The organism is Paenibacillus lentus (genome assembly GCF_042714055.1).
Classification (GTDB): Bacteria; Bacillota; Bacilli; order Paenibacillales; family Paenibacillaceae; genus Fontibacillus; species Fontibacillus lentus_A.
This window is the reverse complement of sequence record NZ_JBHGVC010000009.1, coordinates 36,033-56,552: the sequence shown is the minus strand read 5'-3', so window position 1 is coordinate 56,552 and position 20,520 is coordinate 36,033. Positions and strand designations below refer to the sequence as shown.

Below are 20,520 nucleotides of genomic sequence, written 5' to 3'. Positions count from 1 at the left end.
TCATATTACGCTTGAATGAAATCTCCTAATGGGAAAAGCGTTTTATAGAAAGGAAGCCGTTGATGAGCATTAAGGTTGATCCTAAAAAAGTAGATGAGTTATCTGCACAAACGAAACGATTCGGGGACTTCGTTGAAAGGGAGGAGCGGAATGTCTACCAATCCATTTCTCAACTCGTTCGAGAGACGCAGAGCCAATATCCGGAGCTGTACGGTAGGAGTGAGCTGAATGAGATAGAGCGCCTCTTAAAGGAGATTCGAAAGCAAGCGGAAGGCATCACGGGAGGGCTTCGCGATAAGGCGAAAGTACTCACAGAGGCGGCTGCGCGTTATCGTAAGGATGAGGAAACGGCCAAAACTAGTGCGAAGAAGAAGTATGAACCTGTCCCTCCATCCAGTTATTATTCTGCAAATGGCGGGCTTTTCGGCAAAGGCCTCACCAGCTATTTACAGGATGCATTATTTCAGGATCCGGTGGTTCAGAAGCTGCATCAGTTAGCCCTTCATGGTACGGAGAAAGAGAAGAAGGAGGCCAAGGAGAAGCTTGATGCGATCTTCAAGGCGAGAAACACGATTGCTCGTGCCCAGGTGGCCTATTCCGTATACAAGGCGTTTGGCAATACATATTTGATGGAACAAGCACATAAAGAAGCGATGAAGCAGCGAGGGATTTTGAAGGGGTACGGCATTAGTGAAGAGCTTTACGGGGAAAAAGTTAATATAAGTGAGTATTTTAAGGGAAGCCCGCTTGAGGCGTGCTCGTACGATCCTTCGATGCAGATCGTGAAGGATGGAAAGTTCGTGCAGGTTCTTATGCCGGAAGATAACCAGTACCAATACTTACTTGGCTTGGTCATGAAGGGTGGAGCTCAAGGCGCATGGGCTCAAAAGCAATTGGATGAAATACATAAGCAGCTAGGTGAAATTGGCCGCGCCCAAGTCGCGTGGCATGAGTACAAGGCGAAGGGCATGACGAAAGAAATGGACGGGGCTCACGCCTATGCGGAGAAAATCCGCGGGATATTGAAGGACAAGTATGCCTTGTCTTCGGCGATGGTTGATGGTGTAATTTATAAGCATTTGTGGACAGGAACGGGGCCTGCAGGGAATTATTTGAATGTGAAAGAGAAAGAGAAAGAGAAAGAGAAAGAGAACGTAGCAACTAAGCCACCAGGAAATCTGAATCTATCTAAATTAAAAGAGACCAATGCAAAAATCAAAGATATAAAGGGAAATAACCAAAAGATCAAGGCTATATACGAACGTAATCAATGGCTTGTTCCGTATATAACCCGGGATACCTCCAATAAACCCGTTATGAGCTCACTAGAGATGTTTCAAAAGCACTATACCAAAAACAAAGAAAAATACGAGAGAGTTTCCAAAAAAACAGGTGTTCCTCCAGAGCTGATTGCGGCTATACACTGGAGAGAAAGCTCGGGTGACTTTAGTAGGTACCTGCATAACGGGGATCCGCTCGGCAAAAAAACCGTGAATGTCCCGAAAGGTATCTTTTTTACAGATTGGGAGGAGGCAGCGATTCATGCGCTGAATCAAAAGAAATCCATTCGTGATGGGGTAGGCATAGACAGCACCTCTAAGGATATCGCCAAAATGATGACATTTGCTGAGTATTATAATGGTCTGGGCTACATTAATCATAAAGTTAACAGCGTATATGTTTTTAGCGGTTCGAATATTCCGTTGGAAGGAAAGTATTACAAAGACGGTGTTTTTACCTATGGACCGGTAGTGGATAAAAATCCTGGGGTTGCGGTCATGTTGCAGTCTATCCTAGATTTACCTAAACAAGAGAGTCCCCAAACGATTCCTTCCGTTCCCCCTGCGAATTCGGGATCAACGAATGTATCAAAAAAGGGAACAGAAGGGGCAAGAGAAACGGTGCTCGAACTGGCCAAACAATTTGAGGGGAAAGTCCCCTACTATATGGACGGAAACCGACCAAAATATATGGATCCTGAGTCACCTCCTAAAGCCATGGATTGCTCGGATTTCACGTCAGCGATTTACCGGACGATCCTGCGAGATCTGGGTGTAGGAGATAACATTGATATTGGCGCCAATACACGTACTCAAATTCATTCGGGCCTGGAAGTGTGGACGGCTGGAAAAAAAGACGCCGGAAGCTTCGATACGGCTAACTTGAAAAAGGGAGATTTAATTCTGTTTACTTCGCCTAATTCCTCCCAAGTAGGACATGTAGGAATATATTTAGGGGATGGTAAGTTTATTCACGAAAGCGGTTCGAACGCTAAAGGAGGCAATGTGAAGATCTCTGATCTCAAAGGATATTGGCTGAAAACCCAAAAACCAATTTCGGTACGCCGGATTATTGGTGATGACGGAAATGTCTACAGTCAAAATGGTAAAAAGGTGGGAAGTATCAAGTGAAAAGAAAAATATTATTTTGGGCGCTGACTTCAGTACTTGTCATTATGTTAACGGCTTGCGGAGGGAAAGCACCAAAGTCAGGCGGGAATGAGGGGACGTCAACAGCCAATCATGATACTGCAATCAAATTCGATGCTGCATATGACCTGAAAAACCAGGGCTTCTACGAGCGCTTTATTCATTATATGGAATTGGATAAAACATCTCTGATCGATACGCTGCAGCAGGATTTTCAAGAAGCTCCTGTAGAGGGAACGGATGCAGGGGGAGCATGGCTCAAGCTGGAGAAGGCCGGACTGGTATTTCATTTGACGGAGGAGGAGGGGGTTCCTGTTAGTCATGTGGATATTGCTGAAATCAGCCCAGTTCACTTCGGCGAGACTAAGGTTGGAATGTCATTTGCGGAGATTATGAAACGAGCTGGAGAAACGATGATCATGGCCTCACCTTCCGGCGAAGAGGAAGAAAAGGAATTCAGCCTAATCTATCCAGTGAAAGGGGCAAGTGTGGTTTTTTCATCCGAACAGGTCTTTGAGAAATCAGCCAAGATGATGGTGAGCTCCTGGGGGTATTATGACGAAGAGCCTACATTATTTAGTGCAAGGGAGATTCGATCCTATTACGGATCGTTTAAGCTTCCGGAAAACTGGGTAGGACGTATCTCATTAGAGAATAGTGTGGATACGCAGCTTATTTCATTTTTGGGTCAGAAGGGGGCTTATCCCCTGGTTCAAATCGAATATTCCCACCCAAGCGATGGGGATAGCCGGCTAGACGATGTACAGGTTGTTTTGGAAAACGAGGATGTGCTGATTACTGCCAAACTATGGTCTAACGAACCGGCTGATAAGAAAGAAGCAGAACAATATCGTGTTATGAGGTCTGAGGTGGATAAGATGCTGAATACTTTTAAATGGGAATTACAAGCTGCTGATGTAGAAAGTACGCCGCCCACGGCATGCCAAGTCACAGATATTACGGAAGTAGGGGAAATTAGTGCTGTTTTTGAAGCTTATTTGTTAGAGCGTGAAGAAGATAACTCCGAGGCGGGAATCGACGAAGCTTATGCTGAATTAGGGCAATGTTATACGGATAAGCTGGACGGCTTCTTAACGGAAAACAACTCATTGAAGGATCTAGCAAACGAATTGAGAACGAGCATTTCAGACGTCAATTCCTATTGGTTCGAGCTGCATTATTATGCAGATGGAGGAGGAACCATGTGGTCGCATCTGTCGGGCAGACAAGGCAGCACGATTGATGCGGCTATTTACGGTTATCTAAGGCAGCAGGAGTCAGAGGAAGGCCAGCTCTCCAATAAGGCGGAATTTAACAAGCGATTACAGCAGCTATCCGAATACCGTGACTATTACGACCAGAACCCCGTTGAGGCATTGAACGAAGAGGATCAGGCTCTAGTAGATGAAGCTGTAGAGCAATTGGTCAACTCCTATGATGCGCTGATCGTTGTTCTGAATACAATGACTCCTAATCGTGCAGCAGTAGATTTGTTGGAGTATTTGAGCAGTTACGATACTGGTGAATAAATAAGTGCTCCCTAATAAGGATATTAGGGGCTTCTATATGGACATCAAGCAGAACGATATTGAAGCACCTTAATCTCATTAATATTGAGTTAAAATTTTAAGAGAGCGAATGATGGAATAGGAGGGAATATGCCGAATACATACGGGATACAATCAGATCTTTTCCACATTAATAAGCTTATTATCTTCCTAATAATCCTCATAACGATTAGTGGTTGTAAAGATAACTCTGTAACTGGAAACCAAAATGTGGAAGGGGCTACTACAGTTACAGCAAACAATGCAACGGAACAAGATAAAGAAATTCATGAAGATATGAATCAAGTCATCGATCATAGTCTAAATAGAAGAACTATCATTAACCCTGCTGCAGTGGAAATAGGTCAAAGCATTGGGGGATTAACTGTTTTAGAGTTAGATACTTCAGGAACAGGAACAGACCTGCAAGTCAATGATATTACTTTTTCAGGAGAACTAACGCTGACAGGGGCGTACGAATGGGACGATACAGGGGATGGATTTGGCTATATCATTACACTTGATGAAGAAATGATGGAGAGAATTCCCTTGTTCGAGGATTTTGCCGATGAAAGAACTTTGATCCTTGGTAATACAGAAGAAGCTGCGGAATTACTATCTTCGTCAAGCGGCAAAGCAACGTTTGTGCTAGCTAATTATTCCATTGGTTATAGACAAATTATGATAAGCGCGGATTTAGTGAAGGTCATGGAGTAAACGCCGTTTAATGTCCTTTTATTATAGCGGCTATAATTGGCAAGATGGTCGTCTTTATTAAATGATCCATTAATCAATTGATAGATAGGGCTAGTTTCCGATTCCGGAAACCTGCCCTATTGTCGTTAACGATACTTTAGTATATCAAACCTACTCTACCCACCGAACCACTTGTTCCGTGGTTTGTCGTGTTTTCTCCCGGGGATCGGTGAGACGGTAGCCGAAGGCGACCATGCAGGCGATTCCGAAATGTTCAATATCCAGGATGCCTTCCTCGACAAGGATACGCTCGATCTCTGCTTTGTCGAAGCCTTCAATAGGGCAGGAGTCGATTCCGATTTGGGCAGCGGCTGTCATCATATTGCCGAGAGCTAGATAAGTCTGCCGGGCACCCCACTCGAACATAGCCCGTTCATTTTCCTGTAATTTGAAATCGGCTTTTAAGAACTTATCGTAGAGCTTGGTTTTCATTTCTATCACATGGGGAGGCAGCAGTTGCACGTTCTTCATCATCTCTTGAATATAATTGGAGTCAGCAGCCATATTTTTAGGTTGTCTGGACAGAATTAGGACGAAATGACTGGCGGTTGGCAGCTGCTTCTGTGCTCCCCAGGTAAAAGGGAGAAGCTTCTCACGGATCTCCATGCTTTGTACGACAACAAATCGCCAAGGCTCGAATCCAAATGAACTGGGTGACAGGCGTCCCGTTTCCAGAATGAACTGAAAATCTTCTGCATTGATTTTTTTGCTGCTGTCGAATTCTTTCGTAGCATGTCTGAATTGATAAGCAGATAGAATTTCCTTCTTAATATTTGTTAAAGTATCCAATAGAGCACTCTCCTTTTTATCTAAGTATTGGTTTGAATTACACGATTTGACTATATTTTGTGCATAAGATTATATTAGTGCATAACACAGCAATTTTGAAGTACGCACATAAATGTGATGTAGTATACTCCTTAACCGAATTTGGCAAAACGCTTATTCCTAGTATTAAGCTGATAAAGGATTGGGGAGAGGCGTATATAACAAAACAGCTCTCAGCAGAGAATTATTCAGAGGAGATACAAGATATTGTCGAATAAAGGGAAAATATGACTCATTGTAGAATAATATGTATTGGCATACATAATTATTGGTGTAGCTAATATTATTTTGATGGGAGAAGAAGAATGAACGGGAGTAAAAATGTTATGCCGATGTTAGCAGCTCTGCTTGCTGCAATCATTGGCGGTGTCGTTTGGGCACTGATCGTGGTGGTAACGGAGTACGAGGTAGGGATCGTAGCATGGGCGATTGGAGGACTGGCCGCTTTTGCAGTATCTTTCTTTGCGCAGAGGGTAACTCGGGTTCACCAGCTGTTATCTGTTGTTGCGAGTTTGCTAGGCATTTTGCTTGGTAAATACTTTGTGTACGGCTACTTCTTGGTCGGTGAAACGGAAGGGATCATGTCCATGTTCCAAATGGAAGTCATCCGATTGTTTCCACAGTTCTTCTCAACACTGTTTAGTGGGATGGATATCATCTTTGTATTATTAGCGATAGTCACGGCATGGCAGCTGCCCGTAAGGTTAGCAAGCAGACGCGGTGAGGCAGAGGAAGCTGTACCAGCAGAGTAGGCAGCAAGAAATACATACATACTTTAGTGAGAGGTGCCCTATCAGCTATTAATAGTGACGGGGCATCTCTTTTTTGCCATTGCTACAAGGGATGTTTGTTATTGTATTAATGCTAACAAAAGCTAATAAACTATAGAATTATTTTTACAAATAATGTATGATGAAGGTGTTTCCATATATATCTATTTTCCTTAGGAAAGGAGGATCGGAGTAACGCTATTAAGTAAGCGCTTACCCTAGTGAGCTGGTCAGTCATGCTTGAAACAAATAATCTTGATCACCTGGTTTCAACTTGCTCGTCATCCAAACTATGAATTGGAGGGTTTTATTTATGAGTAGAAAACTGTTGAAATCTTTTGCCACGATGCTTCTTGCTGTGATCGTTATCGCAGCCTCGGCTATTGTTCCCGGTGGAAAAGCATCCGCAGCAGCTACGCCTGTCAAGGGATTTTATGTAAGCGGTACCACGCTGTATGATGCGACGGACAAGCCATTTGTCATGAGGGGAGTCAACCATGCTCATACCTGGTATAAAAATGATTTGGCTGCCGCAATACCGGCCATTGCCGCAACGGGCTCCAACACCGTTAGAATTGTCTTGTCGGATGGGGGACAGTGGACGAGGGACGACGTCACTTCCGTCGAGAATATCATCGCCTTATGTGATCAATACAACCTCATTACGATGCTCGAAGTGCATGATGCGACAGGCTCGGATTCGGCCTCCACGCTGAATCGTGCCGTAGATTATTGGATTAGCATTAAAGATGCGTTAATTGGGAAAGAGGATCGGGTGATCGTCAACATCGCCAATGAATGGTTCGGCTCCTGGAGCTCGGATGGGTGGGCAGCCGGATATCAGGCGGCGATCCCGGCGCTTCGCAATGCAGGCATCAAGAATACGCTCGTCGTAGATGCCGCAGGCTGGGGACAATATCCGAATTCTATCTTTGAAAAAGGCTTGGACGTTGCGAGTACCGACACGCTGAACAATATGATTTTTTCCATTCATATGTACGAATACGCCGGCGGCAACGCAGCGACCGTGAAGAGCAACATCGACAATGCCCTGGCCTTGAATATTCCTGTCATCATTGGAGAGTTCGGTCATAAGCATTCCAGCGGCGATGTGGATGAGTTGACGATTCTGAGCTATACCCAGGAAAAAGGCGTCGGCTGGCTGGCTTGGTCCTGGTACGGAAACGGCGGAGGGGTTGAGTACTTGGATCTGGCCACAGGTCCGGCGGGAAGCCTGACAGATTGGGGGAAAACCGTCGTTAACAGCACATATGGGACACTCGCCACATCACAATTGAGCGGAATTTACACGACCCCTGGCTACCAGCCGGTTCCGGATAATGGTGGCGGAAATCCGCCGGAGCCAACTGCTCCGGCCGCTCCAATTGGCCTAACAGCTATAGCAGGTGACGCCCAAGCAGTGTTAAGCTGGAATGCATCCTCGGGAGCGACAAGCTACACAGTGAAAAGAGCAGCAGTTAGCGGCGGCCCCTACACGACTGTGGCCAGTAACCTTACAGCAACGAGCTATACCGATACGGGATTGACGAATGGCAGCACGTATTATTATGTGGTGAGCGCAGCGAATAGTGCGGGATCCAGCACGGATTCTGCCCAGGCCAGCGTGACTCCGCAGAGTATTCCATCGCCGTCAGGCTCACTCGTATTGCAATATCGAGCTGGCGATACGAACGCGACCGATAATCAAATTAAACCGCATTTTAACATAAAAAATAACGGAACAAGCGCAGTCGATCTGAGCAGCCTGAAGATTCGTTATTATTTTACGAAAGATGGAGCCCAGAGCATGAACGCCTGGGTTGACTGGGCGCAATTGGGTACGAGCAACGTTCAAACGACCTTCGGCAGCACATCCGGTACGAATGCCGACACCTATGTCGAGCTCAGCTTCTCGGCGGCGGCAGGCTCCATCCCTGCAGGCGGGCAAACCGGGGACATTCAGTTACGCATGTCCAAATCCGACTGGTCGAACCTTGACGAGAATAACGACTATTCCTTCGATGCTACAAAGACTTCATATACCGACTGGAGTAAAGTAACTCTGTATAACAACGGGGCTCTGGTCTGGGGAATCGAGCCTTAATTGGGTTTGACAAGCTGTTTTTACAACAATTCATAGTTGCTGTATAATGGAAGTACGGACAACGTGACATCTTAATCAGTTAGGAGGACACAATGGGTAATTTAGCTCAGTATGAACTGGAAAAAAACAGTCCAATTCCTTTATACTTTCAGCTTAAAGAAGATATGATCCATAAAATCAGGAACGAAGAATACAAAGTAAATGACAGCTTGCCTCCCGAAACACAATTAATGAAGATGTATGGAGTCAGCAGAACTACGGTCAGACAGGCCATTGATTTGCTGGTTAGCGAAGGATATCTGGAAAAGCGAAGAGGGGTAGGAACCTTTGTAACCAAGCAGCAGCTGAACCAGTGGGATCTCGCGGAATTGCGAAGCTTTAATGAGGAAGCCAGTCGGCAAGGACTGAGCGCCAGAACGGAACTGTTAAGCATCGAACGCGTTATAGCGAATGATGCCTTGAAGGGCATTTTCGGAAAGGAGTCGGCTTGGTTCTACAAGCTGGAAAGGCTCCGATTTATTGAGAACGAGCCCTCCGTCCTGGTGACGACCTATGTTCCGGCGGATATAACACCTGAACTGGAACGTTTTAATTTTTCGGAAGTATCTTTGTTTGCAACTTTAAGAGAGCATTATTCACTTAAAATCAGTTATGCGAACAAGACCTTTCGAGCGATCAATGCTAGCGCCGAGGATGCCGCGATATTGAAGGTGGAACCGGAATTTGCCATTCAATTGGTGGAGACGGTCACCTATGATGACAAAGATAGGCCGATTGAATATTCTGTTTCCAGAGACAGAGGCGATCTTAACCGGTTCAAGGTACGGTTGAGATATAAGGAATGAACGACCATTAGTGAATGAATATAATGGAAATGATAAACCTGTCGCTTAATTTTCCCGTCAAGACGGTGAAATTAGGGCGGCGGGTTTATTTTTGTCCTTTTTTCTATGAAAGCGCTTGACAAAGAAAAAAAACAGTGTAATCATAACAGTAGGATGTCACGACGTCACGATGTCTTGTAAGCTGCACAATAAGGAGGAATTGACAAATGGCAGGCGACTGGTTGAATTTGGCGGGGAAGGTCATCATCGTTACAGGGGGAAGCTCGGGTATTGGGGCTAAAATAGTGCAAAGTCTCAGTGAAAATGGGGCACAGGTTGTAATCGCTGATATTTTTGGTTTCGCTTACAACAACGTTGATTTTATCCAATGCGATATCACGAACAAGCTGCAGGTAGAAGAAATGATGGACAAGGTGACGGAGAAATATTCCCGGATTGATGGCTTGGTTAACAATGCCGGAGTCAACCGGCCCAAATTGTTAGTGGATTATTATTACGGCGACAAGGATCACGAGTTTAACGAGGAAGATTTTGATTTTATGTTCAACGTTAACGTCAAAGGCGCCTTTTTCTGTGCCCAGGCGGCCGCAAGAATAATGATCAGGCAAAAAAGCGGGGTTATTGTAAACATTAGCTCCGAAGCCGGTATGGAAGGCTCCAAAGGACAAAGCATTTATTCCGCAACCAAGGGGGCTCTGAATTCCTTCACACTATCGTGGGCGAAGGAGCTCGGTCGTTTCAATCTTCGAGTGGTCGGCGTCTCTCCCGGGATCAATGAGCCTACGCCGATGGGCAATCCTGAGCATGTAAGGGCTTTGGCTTATACAAGAGGTATAGAGTCCGGAGATGTTTCCGGAGACTATATGAAAATGATCCCTTTGGGTAGACGAGGAAAGTTGGAAGAAATTTCGGATCTGGTTACGTATCTGTTGTCTGATCGATCATCGTATATTTCAGGCACGATTGTGAATGTTACTGGCGGTAAGTCTAGAGGCTAAGACAGGAGGATGACTATGAACAGCAAACCGTGGATTATTATCATCACGCACGGGACATTCGGTGAGGAATTAAAGAGAAGCGCAGAACTCATTATCGGAGAAATGGAGGATGTGTACTGCTTTTCTTTACTGGCAGGGATGGAAAGCAAAGCGCTGATTGAACATATTGGTGCCCAGTTAACCGATGCCCCGCGGGATTCCATTTTCCTGACCGATCTGTACGGAGGAACTCCATCAAATATCGGTGCGTATTTTGCGAAAAAGGATGGATATTCCGTCATTTGCGGAGTTAATTTGCCGATGCTGATCGAGGCGCAAACGCGCAGGTCGCTGGGGGAGTGGGAAGGCATCGAAGACAAAATTATTGAATTCGGGGCTGAAGGCATACGCAATATCACCAAAATCATTAAAGAAAGGAAGGGATCTGCATGTTAAACGGAATCAAACTGGTGAGAGTCGACTTTAGATTGATTCACGGACAGGTTGTCACGAAATGGAGCAATACCGTCACGGCCAAAACGATCATCGTCGTTAACGACGAGCTTTCCGAAGACGAGTTTATGGCGGATATTTACGTGATGGCGGCCCCTCCCGGCATCAAGGTGGAAGTACTATCCATCGCTTCTTTTGTCGAGCAGGCCAACGCCGGGCAGTATGACGGGGGCAATATTCTCGTACTGTTCAAGAACATTGAAGATGTACGGAATACGGTGGAGAAGGGCGTTGTTTTTGCCGAGGTGCAGATTGGCGGCCTTGGCGCAGCCGGGAATAAAACATCCGTGGTCAAAGGAATCTCCATTGACCGGAACGATGCGGATAATCTGATTTATATGAAGGATCGGGGAGTTGAAGTTTCTTTCCAGGTGACCCCGGAGGAAACCAAGCTTTCACTGGATAAAGCACTGAAAAAATTGGGGGGATAAGCGATGGAAATGCTGATCGTAAGTATATTTGCGGGTTTATGGTATTGGATTTGTAAAACGGATATCGGTTATGCGATCACCCATGCGATTCGGCAGCCTCTGTTTGCCGCCCTCCCTATCGGATTGATCATGGGCGATGTCAAGCAGGCGATGATCATTGGGGCGGCTGTGCAAATTCTCTATATTGGTCTGGTTGCCGCGGGCTCAAATCTACCCGCCGATGACTGCCTTGCCGGTCTTATCGCTATTCCGATCGCTATTCAGTCTGGGCTTACGCCTGCGCTGGCAATTGCTATAGCCGTCCCCGTGGGTGTCATGGGAGTATTCGTCGATCAATTACGCAAGACGGTCAATGTCATATTCGTCCATATGGCTGATCGTTATGCCGAGGAAGGAAATACCCGAAAGATTGTGCTTGCTTCCGTCGTTTATCCTACCGCTTTAAGCTTTTTCTTCCGTTTTCCGATTCCGTTTTTTGCTATTCTCTATGGCGCTGATGCCGTCAACTCCTTCATGAACAGCATTCCAGAATGGCTGGTTCACGGTTTCAGCGTGGCGGGTGGTCTGCTGCCAGCTCTCGGGTTCGCTTTGACCATGTTCGTCATTGGAAAAAAAGAACTGTTTCCGTGGTTCATCATCGGTTATTTCTTAGTTCAGTTCAGCGGAATTCCTGTTATTGGAGCGGCTATCTTCGGCTTATGCGCGGTTCTTTTAATCACTTATTACAACAATAATAAGAAGAATTTGGAGGTGTGATTAAAATGACGGAAACGCAAAAAACAGCAGAAATCAGCACAGAAACCAGTAAATTGATTACGGAGAAAGATATCCGCCGGAACTGGCTGACCTATTACATGGTAGCGGAGATGGGCATATCTTATGAACGGCTTCAGGCTCTCGGTTTTACGACGGCCATGATCCCGGTTCTAAAGAAGCTGTATTCCGATCCGGAGGATATGAAGGAAGCTCTAAAGCGGCATCTCGTTTTCTATAATACGGAGGCGGTATTCGGTTCGCCGGTCAATGGCATCGTCATCGCCATGGAGGAGCAGAAGGCCAAGGGAGAGCCGATCACCGATAAATCGATCACCGGGATGAAAACGGGGCTGATGGGCCCGCTTGCAGGCATTGGCGATTCCATCGACTGGGCTACGCTTAAACCGATCATTTTCGCGCTTGCGGCGACTTTGTCCGCGACCGGAAGCATCATCGGGCCGTTCGTCCTCCTGCTGCTGCCGTTAATTCAAATTATGATCGGCCTCAGATTATCGGTGTACGGTTATCGCACCGGCAAGGCGTCCATCCGGGAATTGCTGCACTCCGGTCGGATCAAGGAATTGATTGTGGGTGCGAGCACGCTTGGATTGTTCATGATGGGAGCATTGTCGTCCACCTATGTCAAGCTCAGCACCCCGCTGCAGTTCGATTTCGGCAACGGCAACGAGCCGTTTGTGGTGCAAAACATTCTCGACGGGATCATCCCCGGCCTGCTGCCTCTTTTGGCCGTACTCGGCCTGTACTGGTGGCTTAATAAGAAGAGCCAGAATTTCACCGTCATTATGCTTATCATCATTGCTGTAAGCATCATTGGAGCCTTTACCGGTATTTTTTAAGAGAAGCCCTTGGACGCCAGGATGAATACAACAATAAATTCATAACAAAAAGAGGTGATACCTTTGCAAGCGGTGCATTTTGGAGCCGGCAGCATCGGCAGAGGTTTTATCGGTGATTTGCTGCATGATTCGGGATACGAAATCACATTTGTCGATGTAGATCCCGCGATCATTGCTCAGATTAACCGGGACAAGGCTTACGATTTATATCTGATTGAACAAAATTATCTCAGAAAAACGATTGATCATGTGAGCGCCGTCTCTTCCATTACCCAGGAGCAAGAGACCGTTGCGGCATTGGCGAATGCGGATATCATTACAACCTCGGTATGGGCCGACAATCTGCCGCGAATCGCGCCCATTTTGCTGAAAGGATTACGAGCCAGGCAGGAGGCAGGGAAAAGCAAGGTGAATATCCTTGCCTGCGAGAACGCCATGTTTAACTCCGATATTTTGAAGAAAAGCATACTGGAGCTGGAGGGAAGTCTATCGGAGAAAGAATTGGAAGAGATTGCTTCATTTCCGAATACAGCCGTCGACCGCATGGTGCTGGAGGGTAAGCAGGAAGGCAAGGCGGTCATTAACATCGGGCAAGATTACGAACTGGTCATCGAACAAAACAAGCTGGCCGAACCCGGTACGAAGCCGATTCGTAATGCCGTGTATACCGATAATCTGCAAAAATTTCTAGAGCGGAAATTGTACATCGTTAATTGCGGCCATGCCTGGGCCGGCTATATCGGCCATGTGTACGGCTATGAGATTATCCAGGATGTATTTCATCATGACACCTTGGTACAGGAAGTGCGGGAGACGATGCTGGAGTCGGCGGGCATGCTGGAGCGGAAGTACGGCTTCTCTAACCAGGAACTGGTTGAATATGTAGACTTTGCGATTGCCCGCTTTCAAACGCCAGGCATCGTCGATACGATCAACCGGGTGTGCAGGTCGCCGATTCGCAAGCTGCAAGCTGACGATCGGTTGGTGGCGCCCTGCCTGCAATGTGAAGAATACGGGCTTAAGAACAGTCGATTGCAGCAAGGCATCGCCGCCGCGTTTCTCTTCCGCAACGATGCGGACAGCCAATGCGAAGAATTGCGGTTGTATGTAGAGGAGCACGGAATCGGCGCAGCGATTACGCATTATACCGGGATTCCGGCGGCGACCCGCTTGCACGAGGGTATTTTGAAGCATTATGAAGAACTGTACCGGACAGCACGAAAAGGGAGGGGATGAGCACTGATGGAATTTACGAACCGGGCGGGCATCGCCGTAGTGACAGCCATGATTGAAGCCGTTTGCTCTAACCGGGATTATTTGAGCCGCATCGATGCCTTAGTGGGGGACGGCGATCATGGAATTAACATGAGCAAGGGCTTCTCCATGGCAGGCGAGGAGCTCGGCAAGCTCGATGCCGATATGAGCGAAGGTTTGTTGACGATCAGCAAAGTGCTGGTCAGCAAAATCGGCGGCTCGATGGGACCCTTGTACGGCAGCTTTTTCAGAGGGATGGCCGTGGCCTCGAAAGACGAATCCGTCATAAATACTACGGTCATGCTGAATATGCTGCAGAAGGCTTACGGTCGGATCGCCATGTTGACGAGCGCACAGGTGGGTGACAAAACCTTGATCGATGTGCTGAACCCAGCGGTGAAGGCTTATGAGGAAGCTGCCGCTGAAGGCGGAAATATGGAGGTCTGCCTGAGTCATATGCTTGATGCTGCGAAGCGGGGACTCGAGTCCACCAAGGAGATGGCAGCCAAAGTCGGCCGCGGCAGCCGTCTCGGAGAACGCGCAATTGGGCATCAGGACGCCGGAGCGACTTCCTGCTATATCATTCTGGAAGCCTTGGCCGAGGCTTCTATCCGGCTGGTCAAAGCCGATTAAGGAGGGTTTAAATGCAGCGTTTTGTAAACAACCCCGATTTCATCGTAGACGATATGCTGAAAGGGTATGTCAAAGCTCATGGGGATACGATTCAGCTGTCGGAGCGCAATGATCGTGTGGTGAAGACGATTCAGGCCCCGGTAGAGGGCAAGGTTGGCATCGTGACGGGCGGCGGCAGCGGCCATGAACCGGCTTTCCTCGGTTATGTCGGCGAGGGACTGGTGGATGCGGCAGCCATCGGCGAAGTTTTTGCTTCACCGCCGGCCCAGTCGTTTTTGGATGCAATCGTCGAAGCCGATTCCGGCAGAGGGGTGGCCTGCCTGTTCGGAAATTACGCGGGTGACAACATGAATGTCAAAATGGCGGTACAGCTCGCCGAAGATGAAGGGATTACCGTTAAATACGTGACGGCTACAGACGATATCGCTTCCTCTCCGCCCGAGACTAGGGAGAAGCGCCACGGCATTGCCGGCGGCCTGTTCATGTGGAAGGCCGGCGGCGCGAGGGCGGCGATGGGCGGCTCCTTGGATGAAGTGATCGCTTCCGCGCAGAAAGCCGTTGATCATACCCGAAGCATCTGCGTCGGACTCAGCTCCTGCACGATTCCGGCAGTCGGTTCTCCCAACTTTTCCATTGATGAGGGAATGATGGAGTTCGGGATCGGCCACCATGGTGAGCCGGGGATTCGGGTGGAGCCGCTGAAGACGGCGGATGAAATCGCAGCCGAAATGACCGGCGCGATTCTGCAGGATTTTGGTTTTAGCGAATCAGAGAACCTGGCGGTTATGCTGTCCGGTTTGGGCGCGACCCCGCTGATGGAATTGTATGTAGTATATGACAAAGTGGCGGAAATCCTGACGGGGGAAGGCCATCGGATCGACCGCACGTTGATTGGGAATTTTGTGACTTCCCTGGATATGAACGGCTTGTCGCTAACGATTGTACGACTGGACGAGGAATTGAAGGAGCTTTTGGATTACCCAGGGCAATGCCCTGCCTTTTAAATATTGATTTATGGAGAGGAGACAGGAAGATGAAGCTGCAGTTGGCTTTGGATGAGCTGAAGCTGGAGGAAGCGTTGGAGTTTGCTGAGAAGGTCAAAGACTATATCGATATTATCGAGATCGGAACTCCCTTTGTCATCGCCGAGGGCATGAATGCGGTTAAAAGATTCAAGGAACGCTTTCCGGACAAGGAAATTTTGTCTGATGAAAAAATTATGGATGGTGGCTTTTTTGAATCGAAGCTTGCTTTTGACGCTGGAGCCGAATACGTGACAGCGCTTGGGGTTACCGATATACTGACGATCAAAGCCTGCCTGAAGGCCGCGAACGAGTTCGACAAGCAATTGGTTGTCGATATGATATGCGTGGACGATTTGCCGGACAAGATCCATGAGCTGGAGCAGTTGGGCGTCCATGTGCTGGCCGTTCATACGGGGGCTGACCAGCAGGCAGCCGGCAGACAGCCGATTGATGATCTGAAGGTGATGAAGGCGCATGCCAAGTCGGCCAAAATCGCTGTTGCCGGGGGCATTAATAGCCGCACGATCGATCAATACGTTGCGCTGGAGCCCGATATCATTATTGTAGGCACCGGGATTACCCATGCGGAGGATCCGGTCAAGGAAGCCCGATTGATTAAGGAAGCGATGGAACGGAGAGCTTAAAGGAGGAGAGCGATCATGAAACCTTGCAATAATTTGCTGGCGATATTGGAAGAGCTTTCAGAGGATGCGAAGCGGGTGGATGGCGAAGAGGTCGACGCGGTGAAGGAATTGATTACTGAAGCCAAGCGGGTGTTCGTGGCGGGGGCCGGCCGTTCTGGATTCGCGGCCAGAGGATTCGCCAATCGCCTGATGCATTTGGGCTATAGCTCGTATTTTGTCGGAGAACCTACGACACCGTCCATTCAGCAGGGCGATCTGCTGATTATCGGCTCCGGCTCCGGCGAAACCGCCAGCTTGAAGGCGATGGCGCAAAAGGCTGTCGAACAGGGCGCGAAGCTGGCTACGCTGACGATTTTTCCTTCGAATACGATCGGTTCAATGGCTTCGGCCTGCATTAAAATTCCCGGCATTACCTCCAAGGTGGAGGAAGAAGGGGATAAAGCGAAATCCATCCAGACAAAGGGCTCTTCCTTTGAACAGCTGAGCTGGTTGATTTATGACAGCATCATCATTGATTTGAAGCGAGAGACCGGACAGACCGACGCCGATATGTTTGCCCGGCATGCCAATATGGAGTAGGCAAACGAGACTCACTTTCGAACTTTGGAACGAATGAGAATAAGAAAGCGTGCATACACACCGTCAGGGGTAATTTCCCTGGCGGTTTTTATTTTGAAATATGTTTGGTTTTGTTTCACGGGCATAGCCACCTGTGCTTTAATGTAACTATCGAGTGGGGCGGGGGATGACTCTTTTATGTCAATGGATCTTTTGGAAAATGAACGGCATATCAAGAGCTGATTGATCTTCCTCATAATTAAATTTTGGCAGTTCCACTTAAAAATTGTTATCACATTTATTATAATTGGATATAACAAATATAAATTATAAGGAGATCACAATGAGCTTTCCAAAAGATTTTGTCTGGGGCGCGGCCACGGCAGCTTATCAAATTGAAGGAGCAGCGCGAGTAGATGGAAAAGGACTGTCCGTCTGGGATATGTGCTCCCGAATCCCCGGGTTCGTCAAGGATGGTCACACGGGGGATATCGCCTGCAATCATTATTACCGTTATGAAGAAGACGTGCAATTGATGAAGCAAATTGGGCTACAGGCTTACCGCCTGTCGCTATCTTGGCCGCGAGTGCTGCCCGAGGGGATGGGCCGGATTAACGAGAAGGGGCTTGACTTCTATGATCGCCTGATCGACGAACTGCTGGAAAATGGGATTGAACCTTATATCACCTTGTTCCACTGGGATTATCCCCATGAGCTGTTCAAGCGCGGCGGCTGGCTGAATCCGGACAGCTCAGACTGGTTCGCGGAATATACCCGTGTCGTAGCCGAGCGGTTATCCGACCGGGTGAAGCATTGGTTCACGCAGAATGAACCACAATGCTATATCGGGCTGGGCCACAGCAGCGGCACTCATGCCCCGGGCCTGAAGCTTGGACCGGCCGAATTGCTGCAGGTGACCCATAATTCTTTACTCGCACACGGCAAGGCCGTGCAGGCACTGCGTCAGTACTCCAAGCAGCCTTGCCAGGTCGGCTATGCGCCGGTAGGCATTACCTCCTTCCCGGCAGCACCGGGCTCGGAGAACATTGAAGCCGCGAGAAAGCATACGTTCAGCATTACCGAGCCGACCTTTTGGATGAACACATGGTATATCGATCCTGTGTTTTTCGGACGTTATCCGGAGGATGGACTGGCTCTGTTCGAGCCTTGGCTGCCGGACATTAAGCCGGGCGACATGGAGACGATTTGCCAGCCGCTCGATTTTCTCGGTCTCAATATTTATCACGGCACTCCCATCGTGGCCGGAGCAAGCAGCAAGCCGGAAGCGATCGGCAATGAACAAGGGCATCCACAGACCATGATGCGTTGGACGGTTACGCCGGAATCGCTGTATTGGGGCCCGAAGTTCTTCCATGAAAGATACGGCGTACCGATTGTCATCACCGAGAACGGTCTGTCGAGTATGGACTGGGTTAGCTTGGACGGCAAAGTCCACGATACCCAACGGATCGATTTCCTTCACCGCTATTTGCAGGAATACCGCAGAGCAGCGGCTGATGGTGTCGATGTGCGAGGCTATTTCTGCTGGTCATTCATGGATAATTTCGAGTGGGCGGAAGGCTATAATGAACGGTTTGGCCTGGTACATGTCGATTACCGGGACGGCACGCGCACGGTCAAGGAATCCGGCCATTGGTATCGCAACGTCATTGAGAGCAATGGCGAAAATTTAAACATACATGTCCGTTGACCATTAGAAGCACCTAGCGGTGCTTTTTTTCTTTATAGTCCTTTAAAAGTTACTTGTCATGTCCATCTACACTTTCGATTCTTAACGGTTTTTCAAATAGCTGAGGAACGTAAAAATTCAATGGTTAATCGGCAAAATGTAAACGTATACATACTTGTACATCATAATATATTTAGCTAGTAGAACGAATCTTGGAGCTCTTCAAGGGGGGCGACTCTGGAAAAGACGATCCGATAGCGGGCAAGTCACAAGCTAAGAAAGGATGCTAGCAAGACCTTGATAGAGCGCAGGATTCATAAAACTAAAAGGGGATGTTCATACGATGAAGAACGCTGTAGGACGTAAATGGTTATTGCTTCTCGTACTGTTGCTTTCATTCACGATGGTGCTCAGTGCCTGTGGAGGAGGGAACGCGGCGAAGAATGAGCCGCCAGCGAATAATCAGACTGAGAACAACAACCAGGGAACGGCAGACGAAGGCAGTACAACTGCCCAGTCACCTCTAGAGCTTGCGCTGAAAGGCGAATATAAAGGGACAAAAGTAACGATGTTCGGGCCGTTCGTTGATGCGGATCAAGTGAAATTCGAGAATAGCATTAAAGAATTTGAGGAGAAGACCGGTATCGATATTCAATATGAAGGCTCGAAGGAATTTGAAGCGACGATCAACATCCGTGTTGATGGTGGCAACGCTCCGGATATTGCTGACTTCCCGCAGCCAGGACTGCTGGCCTCTATTGCACAAACGGGCAAAGTCATTGACTTGACCAACATTCTTGATCCGGACAAATTGAAAGAGAACTATAACCAAAGCTGGCTTGATATGGGGACGATGGACGGTAAGGACGGCAGTATCTTAGCCGGGATCTGGAACCGAAGCAACGTGAAGAGCCTCGTATGGTATCCGAAGAAACAGTTTGAAGCGGCTGGATATGAAATTCCTGAAACATGGGATGAATTGATGGCATTGACCGAGCAAATCGCGAAAGATGGCGACCCTGCATGGTCCATCGGCATCGAGAGCGGTGCAGCAACAGGCTGGACGGCTACGGACTGGGTGGAAGATATTATGCTTCGCACCACGACCCCGGAAAATTACGATAAATGGGTGTCGGGCGAGCTGCCGTTTACTTCTCCAGAAGTGAAGCACGCGGTGGAGAAAATGTCTGATATCTGGTTGAACAAAGACTATGTATACGGCGGCACGAAATCGATCGTTACTACAGCCTTCGGTGACGCTCCGGCACCGATGTTTACCGATCCGCCAAAAGCCTGGTTCCACCGCCAAGGCAACTTTATAACAAGCTTTTTCCCCGAAACGGCAAAAGTGGATGAAGATTATGACTGGTTCTATCTGCCATCCATCGACCCGCAATACGGCAAACCGGTGCTCGTAGCAGGCGACATTTATGCGATGTTCAATGACCGTCCGGAAGTCCGTGCGGTAATGGAATTCTTTACGACAGGTGAATCCATCAAGACCTGGGTTCAATCCGGCGGTGTGATCGCACCTATGAATGACGCCTCTTTGGATTGGTACAGCTCCGAATCCGATCGCCGCATGGCGAAGCTCGTACAGGACGCTTCCACTCTTCGCTTTGACGGCTCTGACCTGATGCCTGGCAAGGTCGGCGCAGGTACGTTCTGGAAGGGCATGACCGACTACGTGAGCGGTACAGCAACGCTGGACGAAGCGTTGAAACAAATACAGTCCGGCTGGGACAACTGATGTATGAACGTCTGAACGATCGGCTGGATCGGCAATCATCTCTAACTAACGCGGCTTAACCTGAAAGAGGAGCACTGAGGTACGATAGCATGCTGCTCCTCTTTTCTTGTCTAATCCACTTTTGATCACGAAGCCGTTCAAGGGTGTCATGCT

The 20,520-nt window shown here is 48.1% G+C and carries 20 protein-coding genes; 19 read left to right on the top strand and 1 reads right to left on the bottom strand.

Annotated features, from left to right (window positions below; translation table 11 throughout):
* Positions 1–62 precede the first annotated feature (62 nt).
* The 3 genes from ACE3MQ_RS19175 (at position 63) to ACE3MQ_RS19165 (ending at position 4,693) form a co-directional block, all read left to right on the top strand.
* Positions 63–2,411, top strand: a complete 2,349-nt coding sequence (locus ACE3MQ_RS19175) for a C40 family peptidase (RefSeq protein ID WP_379395605.1) — start codon at positions 63–65, stop codon at positions 2,409–2,411.
* Positions 2,408–3,958: a hypothetical protein gene (locus ACE3MQ_RS19170; RefSeq protein WP_379395603.1), complete on the top strand. Its 1,551-nt coding sequence runs from the start codon at positions 2,408–2,410 to the stop codon at positions 3,956–3,958. The genes ACE3MQ_RS19175 and ACE3MQ_RS19170 overlap by 4 nt, the downstream gene beginning before the upstream one ends.
* Before the next feature lie 129 nt (positions 3,959–4,087).
* Positions 4,088–4,693, top strand: coding sequence for a hypothetical protein (locus ACE3MQ_RS19165; RefSeq protein ID WP_379395601.1), 606 nt, complete (start codon positions 4,088–4,090; stop codon positions 4,691–4,693).
* Positions 4,694–4,843: 150 nt separating this feature from the next.
* On the opposite strand, the gene ACE3MQ_RS19160 is transcribed toward ACE3MQ_RS19165, so the two are convergent.
* Positions 4,844–5,521 (bottom strand): NAD(P)H-dependent oxidoreductase, encoded by a 678-nt coding sequence (locus tag ACE3MQ_RS19160; protein ID WP_379395599.1) that lies wholly within the window; start codon positions 5,519–5,521, stop codon positions 4,844–4,846.
* A gap of 59 nt (positions 5,522–5,580) precedes the next feature.
* On the opposite strand from ACE3MQ_RS19160, the gene ACE3MQ_RS19155 reads away from it, so the two are divergent.
* From ACE3MQ_RS19155 to ACE3MQ_RS19080, 16 genes are all read left to right on the top strand, one after another.
* Positions 5,581–5,778 (top strand): winged helix-turn-helix transcriptional regulator, encoded by a 198-nt coding sequence (locus ACE3MQ_RS19155; protein WP_379395597.1) that lies wholly within the window; start codon positions 5,581–5,583, stop codon positions 5,776–5,778.
* An 87-nt stretch (positions 5,779–5,865) separates the two neighbouring features.
* Complete coding sequence (locus ACE3MQ_RS19150) at positions 5,866–6,312, top strand: hypothetical protein (protein ID WP_379395595.1); 447 nt, start codon at positions 5,866–5,868, stop codon at positions 6,310–6,312.
* Positions 6,313–6,643: 331 nt separating this feature from the next.
* Positions 6,644–8,434: a cellulase family glycosylhydrolase gene (locus ACE3MQ_RS19145; protein WP_379395593.1), complete on the top strand. Its 1,791-nt coding sequence runs from the start codon at positions 6,644–6,646 to the stop codon at positions 8,432–8,434.
* Positions 8,435–8,526: 92 nt separating this feature from the next.
* Positions 8,527–9,279, top strand: coding sequence for a GntR family transcriptional regulator (locus ACE3MQ_RS19140; RefSeq protein ID WP_379395591.1), 753 nt, complete (start codon positions 8,527–8,529; stop codon positions 9,277–9,279).
* Positions 9,280–9,485: 206 nt separating this feature from the next.
* Positions 9,486–10,277, top strand: a complete 792-nt coding sequence (locus tag ACE3MQ_RS19135) for an SDR family oxidoreductase (protein ID WP_379395589.1) — start codon at positions 9,486–9,488, stop codon at positions 10,275–10,277.
* 15 nt (positions 10,278–10,292) lie between these two features.
* Positions 10,293–10,712: a PTS sugar transporter subunit IIA gene (locus ACE3MQ_RS19130; RefSeq protein WP_379395587.1), complete on the top strand. Its 420-nt coding sequence runs from the start codon at positions 10,293–10,295 to the stop codon at positions 10,710–10,712.
* Positions 10,706–11,200, top strand: a complete 495-nt coding sequence (locus tag ACE3MQ_RS19125; protein WP_379395585.1) for a PTS sugar transporter subunit IIB — start codon at positions 10,706–10,708, stop codon at positions 11,198–11,200. The genes ACE3MQ_RS19130 and ACE3MQ_RS19125 overlap by 7 nt, the downstream gene beginning before the upstream one ends.
* Before the next feature lie 3 nt (positions 11,201–11,203).
* A complete protein-coding gene (locus ACE3MQ_RS19120) occupies positions 11,204–11,956 on the top strand; it encodes a PTS mannose/fructose/sorbose/N-acetylgalactosamine transporter subunit IIC (protein WP_379395583.1) in 753 nt (250 codons plus the stop codon).
* A gap of 5 nt (positions 11,957–11,961) precedes the next feature.
* A complete protein-coding gene (locus ACE3MQ_RS19115) occupies positions 11,962–12,813 on the top strand; it encodes a PTS system mannose/fructose/sorbose family transporter subunit IID (RefSeq protein ID WP_379395581.1) in 852 nt (283 codons plus the stop codon).
* Positions 12,814–12,885: 72 nt separating this feature from the next.
* A complete protein-coding gene (locus tag ACE3MQ_RS19110; protein WP_379395918.1) occupies positions 12,886–14,049 on the top strand; it encodes a mannitol dehydrogenase family protein in 1,164 nt (387 codons plus the stop codon).
* Between the two features lie 6 nt (positions 14,050–14,055).
* Positions 14,056–14,700 (top strand): dihydroxyacetone kinase subunit DhaL, encoded by a 645-nt coding sequence (gene dhaL / locus ACE3MQ_RS19105; protein ID WP_379395579.1) that lies wholly within the window; start codon positions 14,056–14,058, stop codon positions 14,698–14,700.
* A gap of 11 nt (positions 14,701–14,711) precedes the next feature.
* On the top strand, positions 14,712–15,704 hold the full coding sequence (locus tag ACE3MQ_RS19100; RefSeq protein ID WP_379395577.1) for a dihydroxyacetone kinase subunit DhaK: 993 nt from the start codon (positions 14,712–14,714) through the stop codon (positions 15,702–15,704).
* Positions 15,705–15,733: 29 nt separating this feature from the next.
* Positions 15,734–16,369 carry a 3-hexulose-6-phosphate synthase gene (gene hxlA, locus ACE3MQ_RS19095; protein WP_379395575.1) on the top strand — a complete coding sequence of 212 codons (636 nt, stop codon included), beginning with the start codon at positions 15,734–15,736 and terminating at the stop codon, positions 16,367–16,369.
* 15 nt (positions 16,370–16,384) lie between these two features.
* Positions 16,385–16,948 (top strand): 6-phospho-3-hexuloisomerase, encoded by a 564-nt coding sequence (hxlB, locus tag ACE3MQ_RS19090; protein ID WP_379395573.1) that lies wholly within the window; start codon positions 16,385–16,387, stop codon positions 16,946–16,948.
* A 322-nt stretch (positions 16,949–17,270) separates the two neighbouring features.
* The gene (locus tag ACE3MQ_RS19085) at positions 17,271–18,638 is read left to right on the top strand and encodes a GH1 family beta-glucosidase (protein WP_379395571.1); all 1,368 of its coding nucleotides are present in this window, start codon (positions 17,271–17,273) and stop codon (positions 18,636–18,638) included.
* 322 nt (positions 18,639–18,960) lie between these two features.
* Positions 18,961–20,367 (top strand): ABC transporter substrate-binding protein, encoded by a 1,407-nt coding sequence (locus ACE3MQ_RS19080; RefSeq protein ID WP_379395569.1) that lies wholly within the window; start codon positions 18,961–18,963, stop codon positions 20,365–20,367.
* Positions 20,368–20,520: the final 153 nt, after the last annotated feature.